Source organism: Stutzerimonas stutzeri (genome assembly GCF_002890895.1).
Lineage (GTDB): Bacteria > Pseudomonadota > Gammaproteobacteria > Pseudomonadales > Pseudomonadaceae > Stutzerimonas > Stutzerimonas stutzeri_AB.
The window spans coordinates 404574-422079 of record NZ_POUL01000001.1; the positions used below are offsets into that span (position 1 = coordinate 404574).

Here is a 17506-nt window from a genome sequence, read left to right on the forward strand (position 1 = left end):
CATATCTCCTTGTTCAGAGCGCTGCGCCACGGGTAGCAGCAAAACCTTCGGGGGTGTCCAGATTGTAGGTGCTGACGCCTTTGACGCAGCGCTTATTAAGGCCGGAAAGCACTTTACCGGGGCCGCACTCGACCAAACCGGTCACACCACGCTCGCTCAGCACAACAATAGTTTCGACCCAGCGAACCGGGCTATAGAGCTGAGCCAGCAAATCACGCTTAAGGGTGTCGAGATCCGAAACGATTGCCGCGCTAACATTCTGCACCAGCGGAATTTCAGGCGCCTGCCAGGCTGCACCGGTGACTGCCGCAGCAAAACGCTCGGCCGCCGGACGCATCAGATCGCAGTGAGAGGGCACGCTGACCGGCAGCGGCATGGCGCGCTTGGCGCCTTTGGATTTGCAGATCTCAATGGCTCGCTCGACCGCTGCCGCATTGCCGGCAATCACGACCTGGCCAGGGGCATTGAAGTTGACAGCACTGACTACTTCACCCTGCGCCGCCTCGCCACATGCCGCCAGCACCTCAGCATCATCCAGCCCCAGAATCGCCGCCATACCGCCGGTGCCGGCCGGAACGGCCTGCTGCATCAGCTGACCCCGCAACTCCACGAGCTTCACCGCGTCAGCAAACGGAAGGCTGCCCGCAGCAACAAGCGCCGAGTATTCGCCCAGACTGTGGCCTGCAACGAATGCCGGCTTCGCACCGCCCTCAGCCAGCCACAAACGCCATAAAGCAATTGAGGCGGTCAGAATGGCCGGCTGAGTCTTGTCAGTCTGGTTGAGCTGATCCTCTGGGCCTTGCTGGCAAAGCGCCCACAGATCGTAACCCAGCACAGACGAGGCCTCGGCGAAGGTGTCGATGACCTGCGACTGCTGTGAGCCATGCTCGGCAAGCATGCCAAGGGCTTGGGAGCCCTGGCCTGGAAAGACGAATGCAAGTGATGCAGACATGAAACGACTCTCTTGTGGTTGTTCGTCGGGAAAGAATACGCACGAGGGCGCAGCGAATTTCAGTTGGATGGCGAGCGATCGGTAGCAGTCACATCGCCAGGGTCGCTTGCGGACCGACCAGTCACAAGCAGGTGTTCGAGACGACCGCGCAATTGCGCTGGAAGATTTCGCTCCAGGTCCTGAGCAGCACGACCTATTGCTGACCGGAAACCTTCGGCCCCCGCGGCACCATGACTTTTTACGACAATACCTTGAAGCCCAAGAAAGCTGGCACCGTTGTACTGAGCCGGCCGTAGGTCGGCCCGCAACTGACGCAACAGCGGCAGCGCCAGCGCACCCACCAGACGCGAAATTAACGAGCGGCGAAAAAGCGTCTCGACGCGGCGGGTAACCATCTGGGCCAGGCCTTCGCTGGACTTGAGCAGGATATTGCCAACAAAGCCATCGCACACCGCCACATCGGCCTCGCCACGAAACAGACCATCACCTTCGATAAAGCCTTGATAATTGATACAGCCAGCCTGCTGCAACAGCCCCGCCGCCGCTTTGACCTGCTGGTTCCCCTTGATCTCTTCTGTACCTATATTCAGTAACGAAACTCGCGGCCGCTCGATACCGAGACTTTCCGCCGCAACCGACCCCATTACCGCAAACTGATAGAGCTGCTCGGCAGTGCAGTCCACGTTCGCCCCGAGGTCAAGCAACAGGCACGGCCCCTTTAGCGTGGGAATAGCAGTCACCATTGCAGGGCGGTCGACCCCGGGAAGGGTTTTCAATACCTGGCGAGCAAGCGCCATCAGCGCTCCGGTATTCCCGGCACTGACACACGCCTGCGCCTGACCATCACGCACCATCTCCAAAGCGACGCGCATGGACGAGCGCGGCTTGGCACGCAACGCCTGCGCCGGCCGCTCATCCATGCCGATTACCTCATCGGCATCGACAATCGTTAGGCGAGCGCGATCGACAGCTGGATGCTGGGCGATGATTTCTTCAAGTATGGAGGATTGGCCAACCAGGGCCAGATGCAGCGAGGGGACTTCAGCCAGACATTGGACACTGGCTGGAACAATGCAGTGGGGACCGAAGTCCCCACCCATTGCATCGATCGCTATGACCGGAGCAGACAAGGTTTACTCGTCAGCGCCCTTATCGATCACTTTACGACCACGGTAAAAACCTTCCGGGGAAACGTGGTGACGCAGGTGAACTTCACCTGTGCTCTTTTCTACGGACAGGGCGTTCGGCTCGAGCGCGTCGTGCGAACGACGCATGTCACGGGCGGAACGGGATTTTTTGTTCTGCTGAACAGCCATTGGGATCAACTCCTAAACGTTTGGGTCACGCTTTAACTGAGCCAGTACGCTGAACGGGTTGGACCGCGATACCTCGTCCTCACTCGGCTCGGGCTCATCAGGCCCAGCCGGCGGCTGGCAAACTTCTGGGTCATGGAGTGGAACAATCGGAAGAGCAAGCAGAAGCTCCTCTTCAACCAGCGCCAGCAGATCCAGAGGATCCTCTCCCACTTCCAGCACGTCATAGCCCTTGGGCAGGTGCTGGCTGCTCGAACCCTCATTCACGACAGCATAATCGCACTCGCTGTGAATAGGCAGAACAACCGGCTCCAGACAGCGCTGGCAAATCATCATGACCTCAACGTCCAGATCACTGTGAATGACCACAGTGCGCTGCTCGTCGCGCCCAAAATCAAAACTGGCGCGCACCACACCCTTATCGTCCTCAAGAGGATCGACGAGCCGCTTCAACCCAGACAATTGCAGCTCACCCTTCAGGGAAGCCGCTCGGTCAGCGAGCTTGCGCGGTTCTACGTGCGGAGGTATTGGTCCTTTCAACATAAGCGCGGCATTCTAGGGATGCGCCCCTCGACTGTCAAAGGAATTCAGCCGCACAATCGAGCCAATCCGACCACCAATCGGCACCCTATATAAAAGGAAGAAAAATGCGCCGCCTGCTTCTCGCTTCAAGCTCCCCCTACCGACGAGAACTGCTTTCACGCCTGCAACTGGAGTTCGATTGCAGCTCTCCAGAGATAGACGAAACCGCACACCCTGGCGAGCAGCCGGAACAGCTTGTACGCCGACTGGCTCTTGAGAAGGCTCGAGCATTGGGACGAACCCACCCGCAGCATCTGATTATAGGATCCGACCAAATAGCTGTACTTGGAGAGGAGATCCTCGGCAAACCTTACACATTCGAGCGAGCGAAGCAGCAGTTACAGGCCTGCAGCGGCCAAAGCGTCACCTTCCTGACTGGACTGGCGCTGCTTGACAGCCAAACCGGGACGACGCAGGTCGACTGCGTACGGTTCACTGTCCACTTCCGCACGCTCAGCGACCAGCAGATCGAGCGTTACCTTCAGACCGAGCAACCCTACGACTGCGCGGGCAGCTTCAAGGCCGAAGGTTTAGGGGTCAGCTTGTTCCGGAGCACGGAAGGGCCAGACGTTACCAGCCTGATAGGGTTACCCCTGATCCGACTGGTCGACATGCTCAATAGCGCCGGACTCGAACTTCCCTGACAACCCATTAACGCAGTTGCGGACCCTGGAAACCCATCCACAGGGCCAACTGCGAACCAATACTGACGCCGAGCTGCTTGGTGAATCGCTCCAGAGGCGACTCTTTGACGGTAAAGTCGACCAGCTCATCCTCCCCAATCACTTCGCGCGCGACGTAGCTGGCATTGCCAAGGCCGTCGATCAGGCCGAGCTCAAGCGCCTGCTCACCAGACCATATAAGCCCAGAAAAGAGCTCGGGATGCCCGGCGACCTGCAGTCGATCGCCACGACCTTGCTTCACGCTATGGATGAACTGCCGATGAGTGGTCGCCAACACATTTCGCCAGAACTCGGTTTCTTCTGGCTTTTCCGGCTGGAACGGATCTAGAAACGCTTTGTGTTCGCCGGAGGTGTACACACGACGCTCAACACCCAGTTTGTCCATTGTCTCGACAAATCCGAAGGTTGCCGCCGTGACACCGATGGAACCAACCAAACTGGACTTGTCAGCGTAGATTTCATCCGCGGCGCTGGCGATGTAATAGGCACCCGAGGCGCCCAGATCAGCGATCACCGCGTAGACCTTGATCGCCGGGTATTCGCCACGTAGCCGGCGGATCTCGTCATAGATATAACCGGACTGCACCGGACTGCCGCCCGGGCTGTTGATCCGCAGTACCACTCCCTTGGTATTCGAATCTTCGAAGGCTGTGCGCAGCGCACCGACAATGTTGTCCGCACTCGCCGCCTCTTCGTCAGCAATCACCCCCCTGACATTGATGACCGCGGTATGGGACTCAACAGTTTTCCCGTCACCCATCTGCAACAGAGGCGAGAACATTAGTAGCGCCCCAAAGAGATAGACAAAGGTCAACAGCTTGAAAAAGATCCCCCAGCGCCGAGCTCGCCGCTGCTCCTGAACGCCAGCAAGCAGTGTCTTCTCCAACAGCTTCCAGCTGTTGCCGTCTTCCTTGGACTCGCTCACAGGCCTTCCCCATTCATCCGACATATGTAACCACCTCAGCGGGACTAGCAGCAGAGCACAGCCATTCACCGAGCTCCGAAAAATGATTGATAGCCATGCGCGGCGAACACGACAGCAGCACCTCGAGAGGCTGCGCGCCATAGGACACCGCAACACTGTCCACGCCGGCTCGCCTAGCCATTTCCAGATCGAAAACCGAGTCCCCGATCATCAGGGCGCGCTCGGGACTGACGCCACAGTGCTCAAGAATCTCATGAATCATGAGCGGATCCGGCTTGCTGGCCGTCTCGTCGGCACAACGGGTTACATCGAAGAAATCACTCCAGCCCTGCCCTGCCAGTACCCTATCCAGCCCGCGCCGCCCTTTACCCGTCGCCACGGCAAGCTGGTGCCCTTGATCACGAAAGTGCTGTAAAGCCGTCGCCACTCCCGGATAGAGCGCCGACGGCTCAGACTCCAAGGCCAGATAATGATCGGCGTAGGCACGACGAAACGCCTCTACCAGCTTCCTGTCCGTCTCGCCTGGATACAGCACAGCTATCGCTTCTGGCAGCCCCAGGCCAATAATTCCCTTGATACTGTTCTCATCCAGGCGCGGCAGATCACACTTGGTAGCAGCCACCAGAATGGACTCGACGATACGCCCGATCGAATCCACCAATGTCCCATCCCAATCAAAGATCAGCAGTTCGTAGTTATTCACCAAGCCTCTCCAGCGTCCGGGTCCAGACTTCATCGACTGGCGCCTCCAGACTCAGTTCTCCACCATCGGGCAAAGGCACCTTGAGCGCGTAGGCATGCAAAAACAGGCGCTTGCCACCCAGGTCACGAATAACCGCAGAAAACTCCTCATCCCCGTACTTGCTGTCGCCGGCGATGCCGTGTCCGGCATGCCGGGCATGCACGCGAATCTGATGCGTACGCCCGGTTACTGGCTTGGCCTCGACCAGCGTAGCGAAGTCGCCAAAACGGCGGAGCACTCGAAAAAGCGTCAGGGCGTCCTTGCCCTCGTCGGTGACCTCCACCATCCGCTCACCCGAACGCAGCGTGTTTTTCAGCAGGGGCGCGTTTACTTGTTTCTTGCTCGTATCCCAGCGCCCCCGTACGAGCGCCATATAACGCTTGTCGACACCATCACCGCGCAATTGCATATGCAAGTGACGCAGCATGCTGCGCTTCTTCGCGATCATCAGCAGCCCAGAAGTATCCCGGTCCAGGCGATGCACCAGCTCCAATTCCTTTGCGTCCGAGCGCAGCTGACGCAGCGCCTCGATCACTCCGAAACTGAGCCCACTGCCGCCATGCACGGCGATACCAGCCGGCTTGTTCAGCACGATCAATGCTTTGTCTTCGAAGACTATTGCCGCCTCAAGGCGATCAAGAAGGCCTTGCGCGAGCGGGACTGGCTCGTCCCGCTCGGGCAACCTGAGCGGCGGCACTCGCACGACATCACCTGCCTGGAGCTTGTACTCAGGCTTGATACGCCCTTTGTTAACCCGCACCTCGCCCTTGCGCAAGATGCGATAGATCAAGGTCTTGGGCACACCTTTAAGCTGTGTACGGAGAAAGTTATCGATGCGCTGGCCGGCAAGCTCCGGCGAGACCTCGAGCATTTGCACGCCGGAGGTCTGAGAGGGGGTATTTGTCATCCGCGGATGATATCAATTTTCCCTTATTTGAAGCACTTAAACATTGCTGTTATAGTCCAGGCGCCGCCAAAAGCGGACAGGTTGGGGAATGCCAGCGAAACCGCCATTTCCGACCCAGCAATGTTTGAGGACGTGAGGCCGTCCAACGGAGCTTTTCTCAAGTAGCACAAGTTCCGAAACAAGCCTTGAAGACATGATGCGTGCCCCCGATGGGGAATCACGATAATCGATAACCCGCTCCCGGATTCTGCGAGCGGCACCCGATTTTCAAAGTATGAGTGTTGGGTGGAGATGTACAGCCCTCGGATTGCGTAGCAAAGGCTTTCATAGACGCTTCATTCCGTCCGCTACCGCTGGCTGATTCCTCCTCCCGAACCATTGCTTCTGTTCCGACAGCAAGCAGGAGACGTCGTCGCGACGCTGGCCCAACTGGCCTCACATCGCTGGACACTGGAGTGCCTTACAACCATTCCTGACTCACCTGACACCGACCGCGAGAGTCGTGTGTGCCGAAACGCCGTTTCCGTTGCTCTGGAAACCGACGGTACTACATGAAAAGAATGCTAATTAACGCAACTCAGCCTGAAGAGTTGCGTGTCGCACTGGTCGACGGCCAGCGCCTGTTCGATCTCGATATCGAATCCGGTGCCCGCGAACAGAAGAAAGCCAACATCTACAAAGGCAAGATCACCCGCGTCGAGCCCAGCCTCGAAGCGGCTTTCGTAGACTTTGGCGCTGACCGCCACGGATTCCTCCCTCTCAAAGAAATTTCCCGCGAGTACTTCAAGAAGGCGCCAGAAGGCCGCGTCAACATCAAGGAAGTCTTGAGCGAAGGCCAGGAAGTGATCGTCCAGGTCGAAAAGGAAGAGCGTGGCAATAAGGGTGCAGCCCTGACCACCTTTATCAGCCTTGCCGGGCGCTATCTTGTTCTGATGCCCAATAACCCCCGCGCCGGCGGCATTTCCCGTCGCATCGAGGGTGAAGAGCGCAACGAACTCCGCGAAGCGCTGAATGGCCTCAACGTTCCGGCCGACATGGGCCTGATTGTTCGTACCGCAGGCCTTGGCCGCTCCAGCGAAGAAATGCAATGGGACCTGGATTACCTGTTGCAGTTGTGGACCGCCGTCAAGGAAGCCTCCCAGGATCGCCCCGCTCCTTTCCTGATCTACCAGGAATCGAATGTCATCATTCGCGCCATCCGCGACTACCTGCGCCAGGACATCGGCGAAGTGTTGATCGATAGCGTCGAAGCCCAGGACGAAGCCCTCTCCTTCATCCAGCAGGTCATGCCGCAGTACGCCAGCAAGATCAAGCTGTACGAAGACAGTGTTCCGCTGTTCAATCGCTTCCAGATCGAAAGCCAGATTGAGACGGCCTTCCAGCGCGAAGTGAAGCTACCGTCCGGTGGCTCCATCGTTATCGATCCGACCGAAGCACTGGTCTCCATTGACATCAACTCGGCGCGCGCCACCAAAGGTGGCGACATCGAAGAAACCGCCCTGCAGACCAATCTGGAAGCGGCCGAAGAAATCGCCCGCCAGCTGCGCCTGCGCGATATCGGCGGCCTGATCGTTATCGATTTCATCGACATGACCCCGGCGAAGAACCAGCGCGCCGTTGAAGAGAAAGTTCGCGAAGCACTCGAGGCCGACCGCGCACGCATTCAGGTTGGTCGCATTTCGCGCTTCGGCCTGCTTGAAATGTCCCGTCAGCGCCTGCGTCCGTCGCTCGGCGAAACAAGTGGCATCGTTTGCCCTCGCTGCAATGGCCAAGGGATCATTCGCGACGTCGAATCGCTGTCACTGGCTATCCTGCGCCTCATCGAAGAAGAAGCCCTCAAGGACCGTACCGCCGAGGTTCGGGCGCGCGTGCCGTTCCAGGTTGCTGCATTCCTCCTCAATGAAAAGCGCAACGCCATCACCAAGATCGAACTGCGCAGCCGAGCGCGCATTTTCATCCTGCCAGACGATCACTTGGAGACCCCGCACTTCGAAGTGCAGCGTCTACGCGACGATAGCCCAGAGATCATTGCCGGCCAGGCCAGCTATGAAATGAGCCCAACCGAGGTTGAGGAGGCTCAGCCAGTCAGCTCGACGCGCACACTTGTTCGCCAGGAAGCAGCCGTCAAAACTGCACCGCAGCGCACGGCGCCAGCGCCGACGCCTGTCGATGCGCCCGCTGAGCTGCCCGCACCAGCCGCTCAGGAGCCAAGCCTGTTCAAGGGGCTGGTCAAGTCTCTGGTCGGCCTCTTCGCCGGCAAGCAGGAAGCACCCGCTGCCGAAGTTGAGAAGAAGCCAGCCGCTGCTAGCCGTCCACAGCGTAACGATGAACGTCGTAGCGGACGCCAGCAGAACCGCCGCCGTGACTCACGCAGTAATCGCGACGAAGAGCGCAAACCTCGCGAAGAGCGTGCCCCCCGCGAAGACCGCCAGCCTCGCGAAGAGCGTCAGCCGCGTCCGCCCCGCGAGGACCGCAAGCCGCGGGAAGCACGCGAACCCCGCGAGCCAGTAGAAGTCAGCGAAAGCAACGCGCAGCCACAGCAGCAGCCACGTCGCGAACGCTCTCCACGCGAGGAGCGGCAGCCGCGAGAAGAGCGCAAGCGCGAATTGCGCGCACCGCTCGATGACTCTACCCAAACCGAGCCAGTAGCAACGGCCGGTGAAGAAAGCCCTGAGCGCAAGCCTCGTGCGCCCCGCGAAGAACGTAAACCTCGGGCAGAACAAGCCGAGAGCACTGAAGAACAGCAAAGCGAAACTGCGGAGAACTCCCAGGAGGAGCAGGATTCATCAGAAGGTAGCGATCGTCCTCGCCGCCGCTCGCGTGGTCAGCGTCGCCGCAGCAATCGTCGCGACCGTCAACGCGATGCCAACGGCAACGAGATTGACGACGAAGCGCAGGCCAATAACGCTGAAGTCAGCGAAAGCAACGCACCGGTGAAGTCAGAGCAGGTGGCTATCGCCGCGACTGCCGCCGCTCTTGCGGCAAACACCGCCGACACAGAAATCGCGCCTACTGAGGCTCAGACAGAAACAAAGGAAGCGGAAGCATCTCCGCCATCCGAGACCTTTGACAAAGCTCCTGAGACCACCGATGCCGACAAGCCGGCCGATGCCACTGGACCGCTGGAAGACGGAGCCGCGACATCTGCTATGGCAGAAGCCAGGCCAACCCCTGCGCCACGCGAAGCCACCGAGCCGCAGAAATCGGCTAGCGAGCCCGAGCCCAAGGCCGCGCAAGCTGTAGCCGAACCAGTCGCCGAAGAGCCTGTTCAGAGCGCTGCAGCGGCTGATGCACCAACCGTGACCACAGGCGGTCGTGCGCCCAACGACCCACGTGAGGTGCGTCGTCGCCGCTTGGAGCAAGAGCGTCTGGCTAAGGAAGCAGCTGAAGCTGAAACCAAAGCATCGACCGAAGCCAAAGCGCCGGCAGAGCTGGCCAGCCCTGAAATCGTTGTCACTGAGCCGGACAGCGATCCAGCCACCGAGCAACCGGTCAGCACCGCAAACGACAACGCGGAGCAAAGCTTTGAGGCTGCTCAGAAGCCGGAAGCCCCGCTGGTCGAAGCAGAGGCCGAACAGGCTGTCGCCGAACCGCTACAGCCTCAAGTAGATGCGCTCAAGCCCGCTGCTGAAGCTAGTGCGGATGCATCCGAGGAAACCAACCAGCAGGACGCCGACAAGCGTAAAGACTGACAGACTCGGCAATGCAAAAAGGGATGCTTCGGCATCCCTTTTTTTGTAGGCGACGATCATTTAAGTGACGCCGTGCTGCGCCTTCGCCGGGCACGCAGATAGCTGCAGAGTGGCTGACTAACGGCTGCGGTTAGGAATGCAATGACTGGATACAGAGCAGCCTAACCAAGTCTAGGTCAGACGACATTCGGCTCAATTTCCAACCGCACTCCGAAACGCTCCAGGATGTCAGCCTGGATCTTTTCGGCAAGATGAAGGATTTGTTGGCCGGTCGCCTGACCGTAGTTGACAAGCACTAAAGCCTGCAGGCTATGAACACCCACATCCCCTTCCCGATAGCCTTTCCAGCCTGCGCGCTCGATTAGCCAGCCAGCGGCGAGCTTGACCTGCCCGTCAGGCTGCGGAAACGCGACCAGGCTGGGGTATTGCGCTAGCAAGGCATCAGCAGTCGATTGAGGAATCAATGGGTTCTTGAAAAAACTGCCAGCATTTCCGAGGACCCTGGGATCCGGCAGCTTTTCACTGCGAATCGAACAGACTGCGCGGCTGACGTCCATAGGAGTCGGTGAGTGGATGTCGTGCTGCTGCAGCCACTGCTGGAGGGGGCCATATTCGAGACTGAGTACCGCAGCCCTGCGAAGCACGAAGCGCACCCTAAGAATCACATAGCGTCCGGCCTGACGTTTGAACAGGCTGTCGCGGTAGCCAAATTCGCAGGCAGCCGGATCAAATTCAACCAGATTGCCTGTTTGGCAGTCCAGTGCGGTCAGCCCAGCGAAGACATCCTTGATCTCGACACCGTACGCGCCAACATTCTGGATTGGCGCTGCACCCACCGTACCGGGGATAAGGCTGAGGTTTTCCAGTCCAGCCAAACCCAGCTCCAAGCTACGCAACACGAATGGATGCCAGGGCTCGCCAGCCTCCGCCTCGATCACTACCCGCTGGCCGTCATCTTCGAGTACTCGAAGACCGCGGCTCGCCATGCGCAGCACCAGGGCGTCTACGTCCCCGGTCAATACCAGATTGCTACCTCCACCCAGTATCCATAGCGGAACATCAAGGCGGCGGGCGTCATAGATCGCCTCGATTACCGCCTGATCGTCGTGCGCCTCAGTGAAGTAGGCAGCACGGGCTTCGACAGCAAAGGTGTTTAAGGCCTTGAGGGAGCGACCCCGCTCGAGTTGGAGGCTCATTGACGCCCTCTGATCTCATTGAGCAATTGCGCAGCGCCATCCTCAATCAGATCGAGCACCTGCTCGAAACCGTCCTCGCCGCCATAATACGGATCAGGGACGGCATCCTTGCTTGATCCGTATCGACGCAGAAACAGGTCGAGCTCTGCATTGCAGACTGCAGGACGCATGGTATGCAGCCGATCCAGATTGTCCTGATCCATCGCCAGTATCAGATCAAAACGCTGAAAATCGTCCAGGGAGACCTGGCGCGCCCGTAACGCCGTGAGGTCATAGCCTCGCCTCGCGGCCGCCATACAAGCACGCGAGTCTGGGCCTTTGCCGACATGCCAATCGCCGGTTCCAGCCGAATCGACGGTGACTCGGTCATCCATCCCGAGCTTCTCTACGCATTTGCGAAACACCGCCTCAGCGGTGGGAGATCGGCATATGTTGCCCATGCAAACGAACAGGACCTTCACGTTAAGCACCAAGCAGCTTGCGAACTCGCTCGAGGTCTTCGGCGGTATCGACCCCTGCCGGAGGTGCCTCGACCGCATCGGCGACGTGGATGCGTTTGCCGTGCCATAGCGCACGTAACTGCTCGAGGCACTCGGTATTCTCCAGCCAGCATGGGCCCCAAGCCACAAAGTCAGCTAAGAACCCAGCGCGGTAGGCATAGACGCCGATGTGCCGACGGTACGGAACATCGCTCGGAAGCGCATCAGGATCACGCGCGAATTCGTCACGAGCCCACGGCAACGGCGCACGGCTGAAGGTCAGTGCGAGGCCATTGATATCGCTCAGCACCTTTACTACGTTCGGGTTGAAGAGCGCGTGCGGATCACTGATTGACTCCGCTAGTGTGGCGATAGCCGCTTCGGGGTGCGCAGCCAGATTGAACGCAACCTGGTCGATCACCGACGGTGGGATCAATGGCTCATCGCCCTGTACGTTGACAACTATCGCATCAGCCGCAAGACCCAGCTGGTCCGCCACCTCGGCAAGCCGATCAGTACCCGAGTTATGGTCGACCCGGGTCAGCAATGCCTGTGCACCGAAGCCTTCGCAAGCCTGCAGAATGCGCTGATCGTCCGTAGCGATCACCACCCGCTGCGCGCCGCTCCTGCAGGCCTGCTCCCAGACGTGACGAATCATGGGTTTACCAGCAATGTCCTGCAGGGGTTTGCCTGGAAGTCGGGTTGATGCGTAACGCGCCGGGATCACGACGGTATAAGCGTTAGTCATTTGTCCAGACGCTCATCCACGTCAAGGGTGCGGGCTTCGCTTTCGAGCATCACTGGAATGCCGTCCCGGACTGGAAAGGCCATGCCGTCGGCCTTGCAGATCAGTTCGGACTTGTCATCGGCCAGCTTCAGCGGACCCTTACAGAGCGGGCAGGCAAGAATATCGAGCAGTTTGGTATCCATGGCGCAGTCCTTGGATGCAGCCGACTGCACCAGGCAGATCGGGCGACTTAGAGATGAACGGGCGGCAGCAAACGGTCCAGCTGGGCATCAAACCAGGCGACGAACGCTGCGGAAGGCTCGGCCTGCACTTGGAGATAACACCAGCCCGGCAGCGCGAAAGCCCGGCATTTGACCGCATCTTTTTCGGTCATCACCAAGGGTAGCTCTGGACTGAAACTCAGCTGCTCCAGGCTATAGCGGGCGTGATCGGCGAAGGCATGCGGAATCGGTCGCCAGTGTAGCGCCTCAAGCGTGGCGAAGAAACGCTGTGGATTACCGATTCCAGCAACTGCGTGCATCTGCTGGCCTGACGGGAAATGATCGAGCGACCTGACCTGCCCAGTGCTTAGCTCGATGAGTTTTGATGGCTGTAGGGCGAATCCAAAACCAGAGGGACTGTCCGTCAGCGTGCCATTGATCAGCACCGCATCGACCGAGTCTAGTCGCTCCAGTGGCTCTCGCAGTGGGCCCGCGGGTAGGCAGCGCTGGTTACCCAGCCCGCGCGCCGCGTCGATAAGAACTAGCTCCAGGTCGCGAGCCAATCGGTAATGCTGCATCCCATCATCGGAAAGAATCAGATCCAGCGACTCGAGTTCAAGCAATTTACGAACCGCGCGGGAGCGATCAGGATCGATCATGACCGGTGCGTTTGTCCGCTGCGCGATCAATAACGGCTCGTCGCCCGCCTCGGCCGCCGAATGCTCGGGCTCAACTCGCCACGGATACTCGGGTGGCCTGGCACCGTAACCACGGCTGACGACACCGACTCTCAGGCCTCGTCGCTGACAGTGCTCGATGAGCCAGAGAATCAAGGGGGTCTTGCCGGTGCCGCCAACGGTGATATTGCCGACCACCACCACAGGCACCGGCGACCGATAGCAGTCGCTCACGCCTTCGATGAACCGCTTCCGCTTAGCGGTCACCACGCGCCGGTAGAGCATTTCCAGTGGTGCGAGCAGCGCCAAGGCAGGATGCCCTTTGTACCAGGCCCGCTGGAGGCGATCAGCAAAGGACATTAGGGCTCCGGCTGGGCCTCAACGGTAGTGATGCGCAGGTGCGCAAAGCCCAATTTCCCGGCCGCATCCATGGCGGTAATAACCGCCTGATGCGGAGTTTTGCCATCGGCACTGATGATCATCGGCCAACTGGTATCGCCGCCCGATTCCTTACTGAGCGCCGCCATCAAGGTGTTCAGATCATGCTTGATCAGCGCCTTGCCGTTGAGACTGAAGTTGCCATTGACGTCGATAACAACCTCCAGCCGCTTCTGCTCACTTTCCTGCGGCGGCACACCGCTCGCCGCCTCAGGAAGATCAACCTGGAGCTGAGTTTCGCGAGTAAAGGTAGTCGTCACCACGAAGAACAGCAGCAGGATGAACACCACATCAATCAGCGGGGCCAGGCCGATGTCGACGTTTTCCCGCGCCTTGCGACGAAACTTCACGCCTTGCCCTCTCCTAGGTCGACGTCACGGTCACCCTGTACCACTTCAACCAGCTTGATCGCTTCCTGTTCCATGCCGACCACTAGCTCTTCGACACGGCGCAAGAGGAAACGATGGAAGAACAGTGCCGGGATGCCAACCATCAGACCCGCTGCGGTGGTAATCAACGCCTTGGAAATGCCCGCTGCGAGCAACGGCGCGTTGGCCATACCGGAGCCCATGAAGGCACTGAAAATTTCGATCATGCCCAGCACCGTACCAAGAAGCCCGAGCAAGGGGGCGATACCGGCAATCGTACCCAGGGCATTGAGGTAGCGCTCCAAGTCATGGACAACGCGCGCGGCTGCTTCCTCGATACACTCTTTCATGATCTCCCGACCATGCTTGGAGTTAGCCAGACCAGCAGCCAAGATCTCGCCCAGCGGCGAGTCGGCGCGCAGCTCTTTGAGCTTCTGGTTGCTGAGCTTCTTGTCCTTGATCCATTTCCATACCTGGCCAAGCAGGTGCGGTGGAGTCACTCGACTAGGCCGGAGCGTCCACAGTCTTTCGGCAACGATACCGGCGGCCGCGATGGAACACAGGATGATTGGCAGCATTATCCAGCCGCCCGCTTTAACCAGCTCCCACACGAGATGAATCCCCCTCGAAAAAGTGGCGCCACTCTAGCATAGGGCCGCCAGCCCGCCGACGGCCCCGGTTCTCATTTTTCCCGCCAGAATCGCTGCACTGCACGTAATCCTCGTACAGGCTCGAAACCGCCTAGGCGAATCTGCATTGCACCCTGCTCAGCCGTATCATGGAGCTGCGCTCCAGCCGCCTGCAGCCGCCGCACCACATCTGGATGAGGATGACCAAATGCGTTATGCAAGCTGCGTGAGACCAGCGCATGCTGGGCTCCTGTTGCCTCGATGAATGCAGCGGAAGAAGAGCTGCGGCTGCCGTGATGCGGCACCAGCAACCAGTCGACGTCTAGCGGCATGTCGCTCGCCAGCAGCAGATTCTCAGTTTCCGCGTCAATGTCCCCGGTGAGCAGCAAACGTTCGCCGCTCGCCTCTATCAACAGCACGCAGGAGGCCTGATTTCCATCGATGGCCTGCGGTGATTGCCAAAGCGTGAAGCGGACTCTATTCCATTCCCAGGCTTCGCCGGAGCGGCAGCTCTCGGCGCCTAAGGAAGCAGGCAGTCCGTCTAGCTCGCCACTGACTACCCGTCCAGCTGGCATCTGTCGCTGAATCGCCGATGCGCCACCCGCATGGTCGCTATCGGCATGACTGAGAAGCAGCAGATCTAGATCGCTAACGCCGAGCGCGCGCAAAGACGGCGATACCACTCGTTCACCGAGGTCGAAGTCACCATATCGCGGGCCTGCGTCATACAGCAGCGCATGCTGATGCGTGCGCACCAGCACAGCCAGCCCCTGACCCACATCGAGCAACCAGATGTCCGCCCGCCCATCCGGGGGCTCATTGGTGGGAGGAAACAGTAACGGCAGAAGAAGCACCAGACCCAGTGCCCGGAAAGGGATTCCGGAGGGCAGCAGAGTCAGCAGCACTCCAAGCGCAACCAGCAGCCAAGCCCAGACTGGCAATGATGCCGGCAGCCAGGCGGGCTGCCAGTCAGCAAGCCACTGCAGTACGTCAAAAAGTATTGCCAACAGCCCGCCGGCGATCCATAGCAGCGACTCGCCAGCGCCTGGCAGCCATAACAGGACCGTGCCCAGCAACGACAGGGGTACGATGACCGCGCTGACTAGAGGCACTGCAAAGAGGTTGGCGATAGGTCCGCTCAGGCTGACCGGCAAGCCAAGCGCCAGCAAGATCGGCAATAGACCCAGAGCCATGCTCCACTGTGCGCGTCCTAATGTGCGCCACCAACGCCAGCTGCCAAGCCGACCACTAAATACCAGCGCAAGCAGCACCACTGCAAAAAAAGACAACCAGAACCCCGACTGCAGCCCGACCAGCGGGTCCAAAAGCAGGACGCCATTGAGCGCGATCAATAGCGGCAACCAAACACCGAGCTGCCGATACCGCAAACGCCACAAGAGCACCAGGGTGACCATTACCAACGCTCGCTGGACCGGTACATCAAAGCCTGCCAGCCAACCGTAGCCAAGCGAACCAGCCAATGCCAAACCGCAAGCGCAGGGCAACCAGGCGATTCGACGCGGCCAGACGCCCCAACGCACTAACAACGCGACCAGGCCATAGAGCAAGCCGGCAAGCATGCCTATATGCTGGCCTGAGATGACCATCAGATGAACGGTTCCGGTGTCCTGGAGAACGCGCCAGTCGGCGGTGGAGAGACCGCTGTCATCGCCTACCACCAATGCCGCGAGGGCGCCGGAACGTCCCTGAGCATCAACCGCCAACAAACGCTGCCGCAGCTGGTCGCGCCATGCCAGCTCCCCTTCAGCCGCCGACAAGCGCTCTCCGGCTTTGATCGTGCCGCTGGCACCGATTCGCCGAGCCAGAAGCCAGGCCTCGTAATCGAATGGATGAGGATTGACCAAGCCTCGCGGCCTTTTCAGTTTGGCAGCGAGCCGCCATCGCTCCCCTGCCTGCATCACTGGACCGCCGTACCACGCAAGGCGAAGCCGGGACGGAAGGCCGCTGTGCCGGGACGTTATATCGACCAGCTCAAAGCGCACCACACCACCGCGAACATCCGGCAGACCGCTTACCATGCCTTCCAGCCAGAACGTTCGGCCATCAAGCTCGACCGCAAGGCGGTCGTCCAAAGCGTCCTGGGCGCTGAGACAGGCCCACGCAAACCCGCAGAGAAAGCAGCCGACCGCTCGCCAGCGGAACGGCAATAACGCCAGCCCCGCCGCCAATACGAATGGCAACACAGAGACGGGCGGCAATTGCGGTAAAAAACGCAGTAGCAGAAGGCCTGCTGCCAGCGCCAGCATCGCTGTACGCATTGGATCTCCCGGAGTCCTTTCCAGCGACGGGTCCCTCTGGACACCCCAGATGCCGCGCCCTATAGCCTGACCGACGTCCTGTCGGTGCTCACAGTGTAGAATTTATGTCACAAACTCCTCTCAGCGCCGGGTCTCGTTTCAGGCATAATCAGCGCGCTTCACCCCGCCAGAGAACCTTCATGCCGCGTCGTTTTTTCAAACGCTACATGCCGCACCCCGACCGTCTAAAGGCTCACAAGTCTTTGCGGTTTCTCGGCACGCTGACTCACGACCCCAACCTGCTCCATCTCAACCGGCATTCAGTTTCCAGGGCAATGGCCATTGGCTTGTTCTGGGCCATGATCCCGATGCCCTTGCAGATGCTGGTGGCCGCGCTGTGCGCCGTGCCGGCACGGGCGAACTTGCCGATCGCCGTGGGCCTGGTCTGGCTCACCAATCCACTGACGATGCCGCCGGTCTTTTACTGCAACTACAAGGTCGGTGCCTGGCTGATGGATACGCCGGTTTCCCCGATGCCGATGGAACTCAGCCTTGCCTGGGTGCGCCAGATGCTCGATAGCCATTGGCAGCCCCTGTTCCTCGGCTCTTTTGTCGTCGGAATCGTAGTAGCGATACTAGGGTACGTAGCCACGCAGAGTTACTGGCGCTGGTGGGTCGGCCGCAGCTGGCGCAAGCGGCAGATGGACCGCCGCTGAC

At 59.6% G+C, this 17506-nt stretch carries 18 protein-coding genes; 3 read left to right on the forward strand and 15 right to left on the reverse strand.

The window, feature by feature from the left end:
* Window positions 1-13 precede the first annotated feature (13 nt).
* The 4 genes from fabD to CXK96_RS01935 are packed head-to-tail and all read right to left on the reverse strand — an operon-like array spanning window position 14 to window position 2808.
* Window positions 14-952, reverse strand: a complete 939-nt coding sequence (gene fabD / locus CXK96_RS01920; protein ID WP_102834807.1) for an ACP S-malonyltransferase — start codon at window positions 950-952, stop codon at window positions 14-16.
* Window positions 953-1011: 59 nt separating this feature from the next.
* A complete protein-coding gene (gene plsX, locus CXK96_RS01925) occupies window positions 1012-2082 on the reverse strand; it encodes a phosphate acyltransferase PlsX (protein WP_102834808.1) in 1071 nt (356 codons plus the stop codon).
* A gap of 3 nt (window positions 2083-2085) precedes the next feature.
* Window positions 2086-2268 (reverse strand): 50S ribosomal protein L32, encoded by a 183-nt coding sequence (rpmF, locus tag CXK96_RS01930; protein ID WP_019342480.1) that lies wholly within the window; start codon window positions 2266-2268, stop codon window positions 2086-2088.
* Between the two features lie 12 nt (window positions 2269-2280).
* Window positions 2281-2808: a YceD family protein gene (locus tag CXK96_RS01935; protein ID WP_102834809.1), complete on the reverse strand. Its 528-nt coding sequence runs from the start codon at window positions 2806-2808 to the stop codon at window positions 2281-2283.
* Window positions 2809-2912: 104 nt separating this feature from the next.
* Between CXK96_RS01935 and CXK96_RS01940 the strand changes: the two genes are divergently transcribed.
* Entirely contained in the window at window positions 2913-3491 is a 579-nt protein-coding gene (locus CXK96_RS01940; protein WP_102834810.1) for a Maf family protein, read from the forward strand.
* 7 nt (window positions 3492-3498) lie between these two features.
* On the opposite strand, the gene sppA is transcribed toward CXK96_RS01940, so the two are convergent.
* The 3 genes from sppA to rluC are packed head-to-tail and all read right to left on the reverse strand — an operon-like array spanning window position 3499 to window position 6104.
* The gene (gene sppA / locus CXK96_RS01945; protein ID WP_102834811.1) at window positions 3499-4479 is read right to left on the reverse strand and encodes a signal peptide peptidase SppA; all 981 of its coding nucleotides are present in this window, start codon (window positions 4477-4479) and stop codon (window positions 3499-3501) included.
* Entirely contained in the window at window positions 4469-5158 is a 690-nt protein-coding gene (locus tag CXK96_RS01950; protein ID WP_102834812.1) for an HAD-IA family hydrolase, read from the reverse strand. Before CXK96_RS01950 ends, sppA begins: the two co-directional genes overlap by 11 nt.
* On the reverse strand, window positions 5151-6104 hold the full coding sequence (gene rluC, locus CXK96_RS01955) for a 23S rRNA pseudouridine(955/2504/2580) synthase RluC (RefSeq protein ID WP_102834813.1): 954 nt from the start codon (window positions 6102-6104) through the stop codon (window positions 5151-5153). The genes CXK96_RS01950 and rluC overlap by 8 nt, the downstream gene beginning before the upstream one ends.
* 551 nt (window positions 6105-6655) lie before the next feature.
* Here rluC and rne point away from each other — a divergent pair.
* Complete coding sequence (gene rne / locus CXK96_RS01960; RefSeq protein WP_219807514.1) at window positions 6656-9796, forward strand: ribonuclease E; 3141 nt, start codon at window positions 6656-6658, stop codon at window positions 9794-9796.
* A gap of 176 nt (window positions 9797-9972) precedes the next feature.
* Here the strand turns inward: rne and murB are convergent, their stop codons facing one another.
* The 8 genes from murB to CXK96_RS02000 form a co-directional block, all read right to left on the reverse strand.
* On the reverse strand, window positions 9973-10992 hold the full coding sequence (gene murB / locus CXK96_RS01965) for a UDP-N-acetylmuramate dehydrogenase (RefSeq protein ID WP_102834815.1): 1020 nt from the start codon (window positions 10990-10992) through the stop codon (window positions 9973-9975).
* Entirely contained in the window at window positions 10989-11453 is a 465-nt protein-coding gene (locus tag CXK96_RS01970) for a low molecular weight protein-tyrosine-phosphatase (RefSeq protein WP_102834816.1), read from the reverse strand. The genes murB and CXK96_RS01970 overlap by 4 nt, the downstream gene beginning before the upstream one ends.
* Before the next feature lies 1 nt (window position 11454).
* Window positions 11455-12219 (reverse strand): 3-deoxy-manno-octulosonate cytidylyltransferase, encoded by a 765-nt coding sequence (kdsB, locus tag CXK96_RS01975; protein WP_102834817.1) that lies wholly within the window; start codon window positions 12217-12219, stop codon window positions 11455-11457.
* Window positions 12216-12401 (reverse strand): Trm112 family protein, encoded by a 186-nt coding sequence (locus CXK96_RS01980; RefSeq protein WP_102834818.1) that lies wholly within the window; start codon window positions 12399-12401, stop codon window positions 12216-12218. The genes kdsB and CXK96_RS01980 overlap by 4 nt, the downstream gene beginning before the upstream one ends.
* 47 nt (window positions 12402-12448) lie before the next feature.
* Window positions 12449-13456 (reverse strand): tetraacyldisaccharide 4'-kinase, encoded by a 1008-nt coding sequence (gene lpxK / locus CXK96_RS01985; RefSeq protein ID WP_102834819.1) that lies wholly within the window; start codon window positions 13454-13456, stop codon window positions 12449-12451.
* Window positions 13456-13884 (reverse strand): ExbD/TolR family protein, encoded by a 429-nt coding sequence (locus CXK96_RS01990; protein WP_102834820.1) that lies wholly within the window; start codon window positions 13882-13884, stop codon window positions 13456-13458. The genes lpxK and CXK96_RS01990 overlap by 1 nt, the downstream gene beginning before the upstream one ends.
* A complete protein-coding gene (locus tag CXK96_RS01995) occupies window positions 13881-14513 on the reverse strand; it encodes a MotA/TolQ/ExbB proton channel family protein (protein WP_102834821.1) in 633 nt (210 codons plus the stop codon). The genes CXK96_RS01990 and CXK96_RS01995 overlap by 4 nt, the downstream gene beginning before the upstream one ends.
* A gap of 71 nt (window positions 14514-14584) precedes the next feature.
* On the reverse strand, window positions 14585-16810 hold the full coding sequence (locus CXK96_RS02000) for a DNA internalization-related competence protein ComEC/Rec2 (protein WP_180981471.1): 2226 nt from the start codon (window positions 16808-16810) through the stop codon (window positions 14585-14587).
* A 179-nt stretch (window positions 16811-16989) separates the two neighbouring features.
* On the opposite strand from CXK96_RS02000, the gene CXK96_RS02005 reads away from it, so the two are divergent.
* Window positions 16990-17505 carry a DUF2062 domain-containing protein gene (locus tag CXK96_RS02005; protein WP_102834822.1) on the forward strand — a complete coding sequence of 172 codons (516 nt, stop codon included), beginning with the start codon at window positions 16990-16992 and terminating at the stop codon, window positions 17503-17505.
* Window position 17506 lies beyond the last annotated feature (1 nt).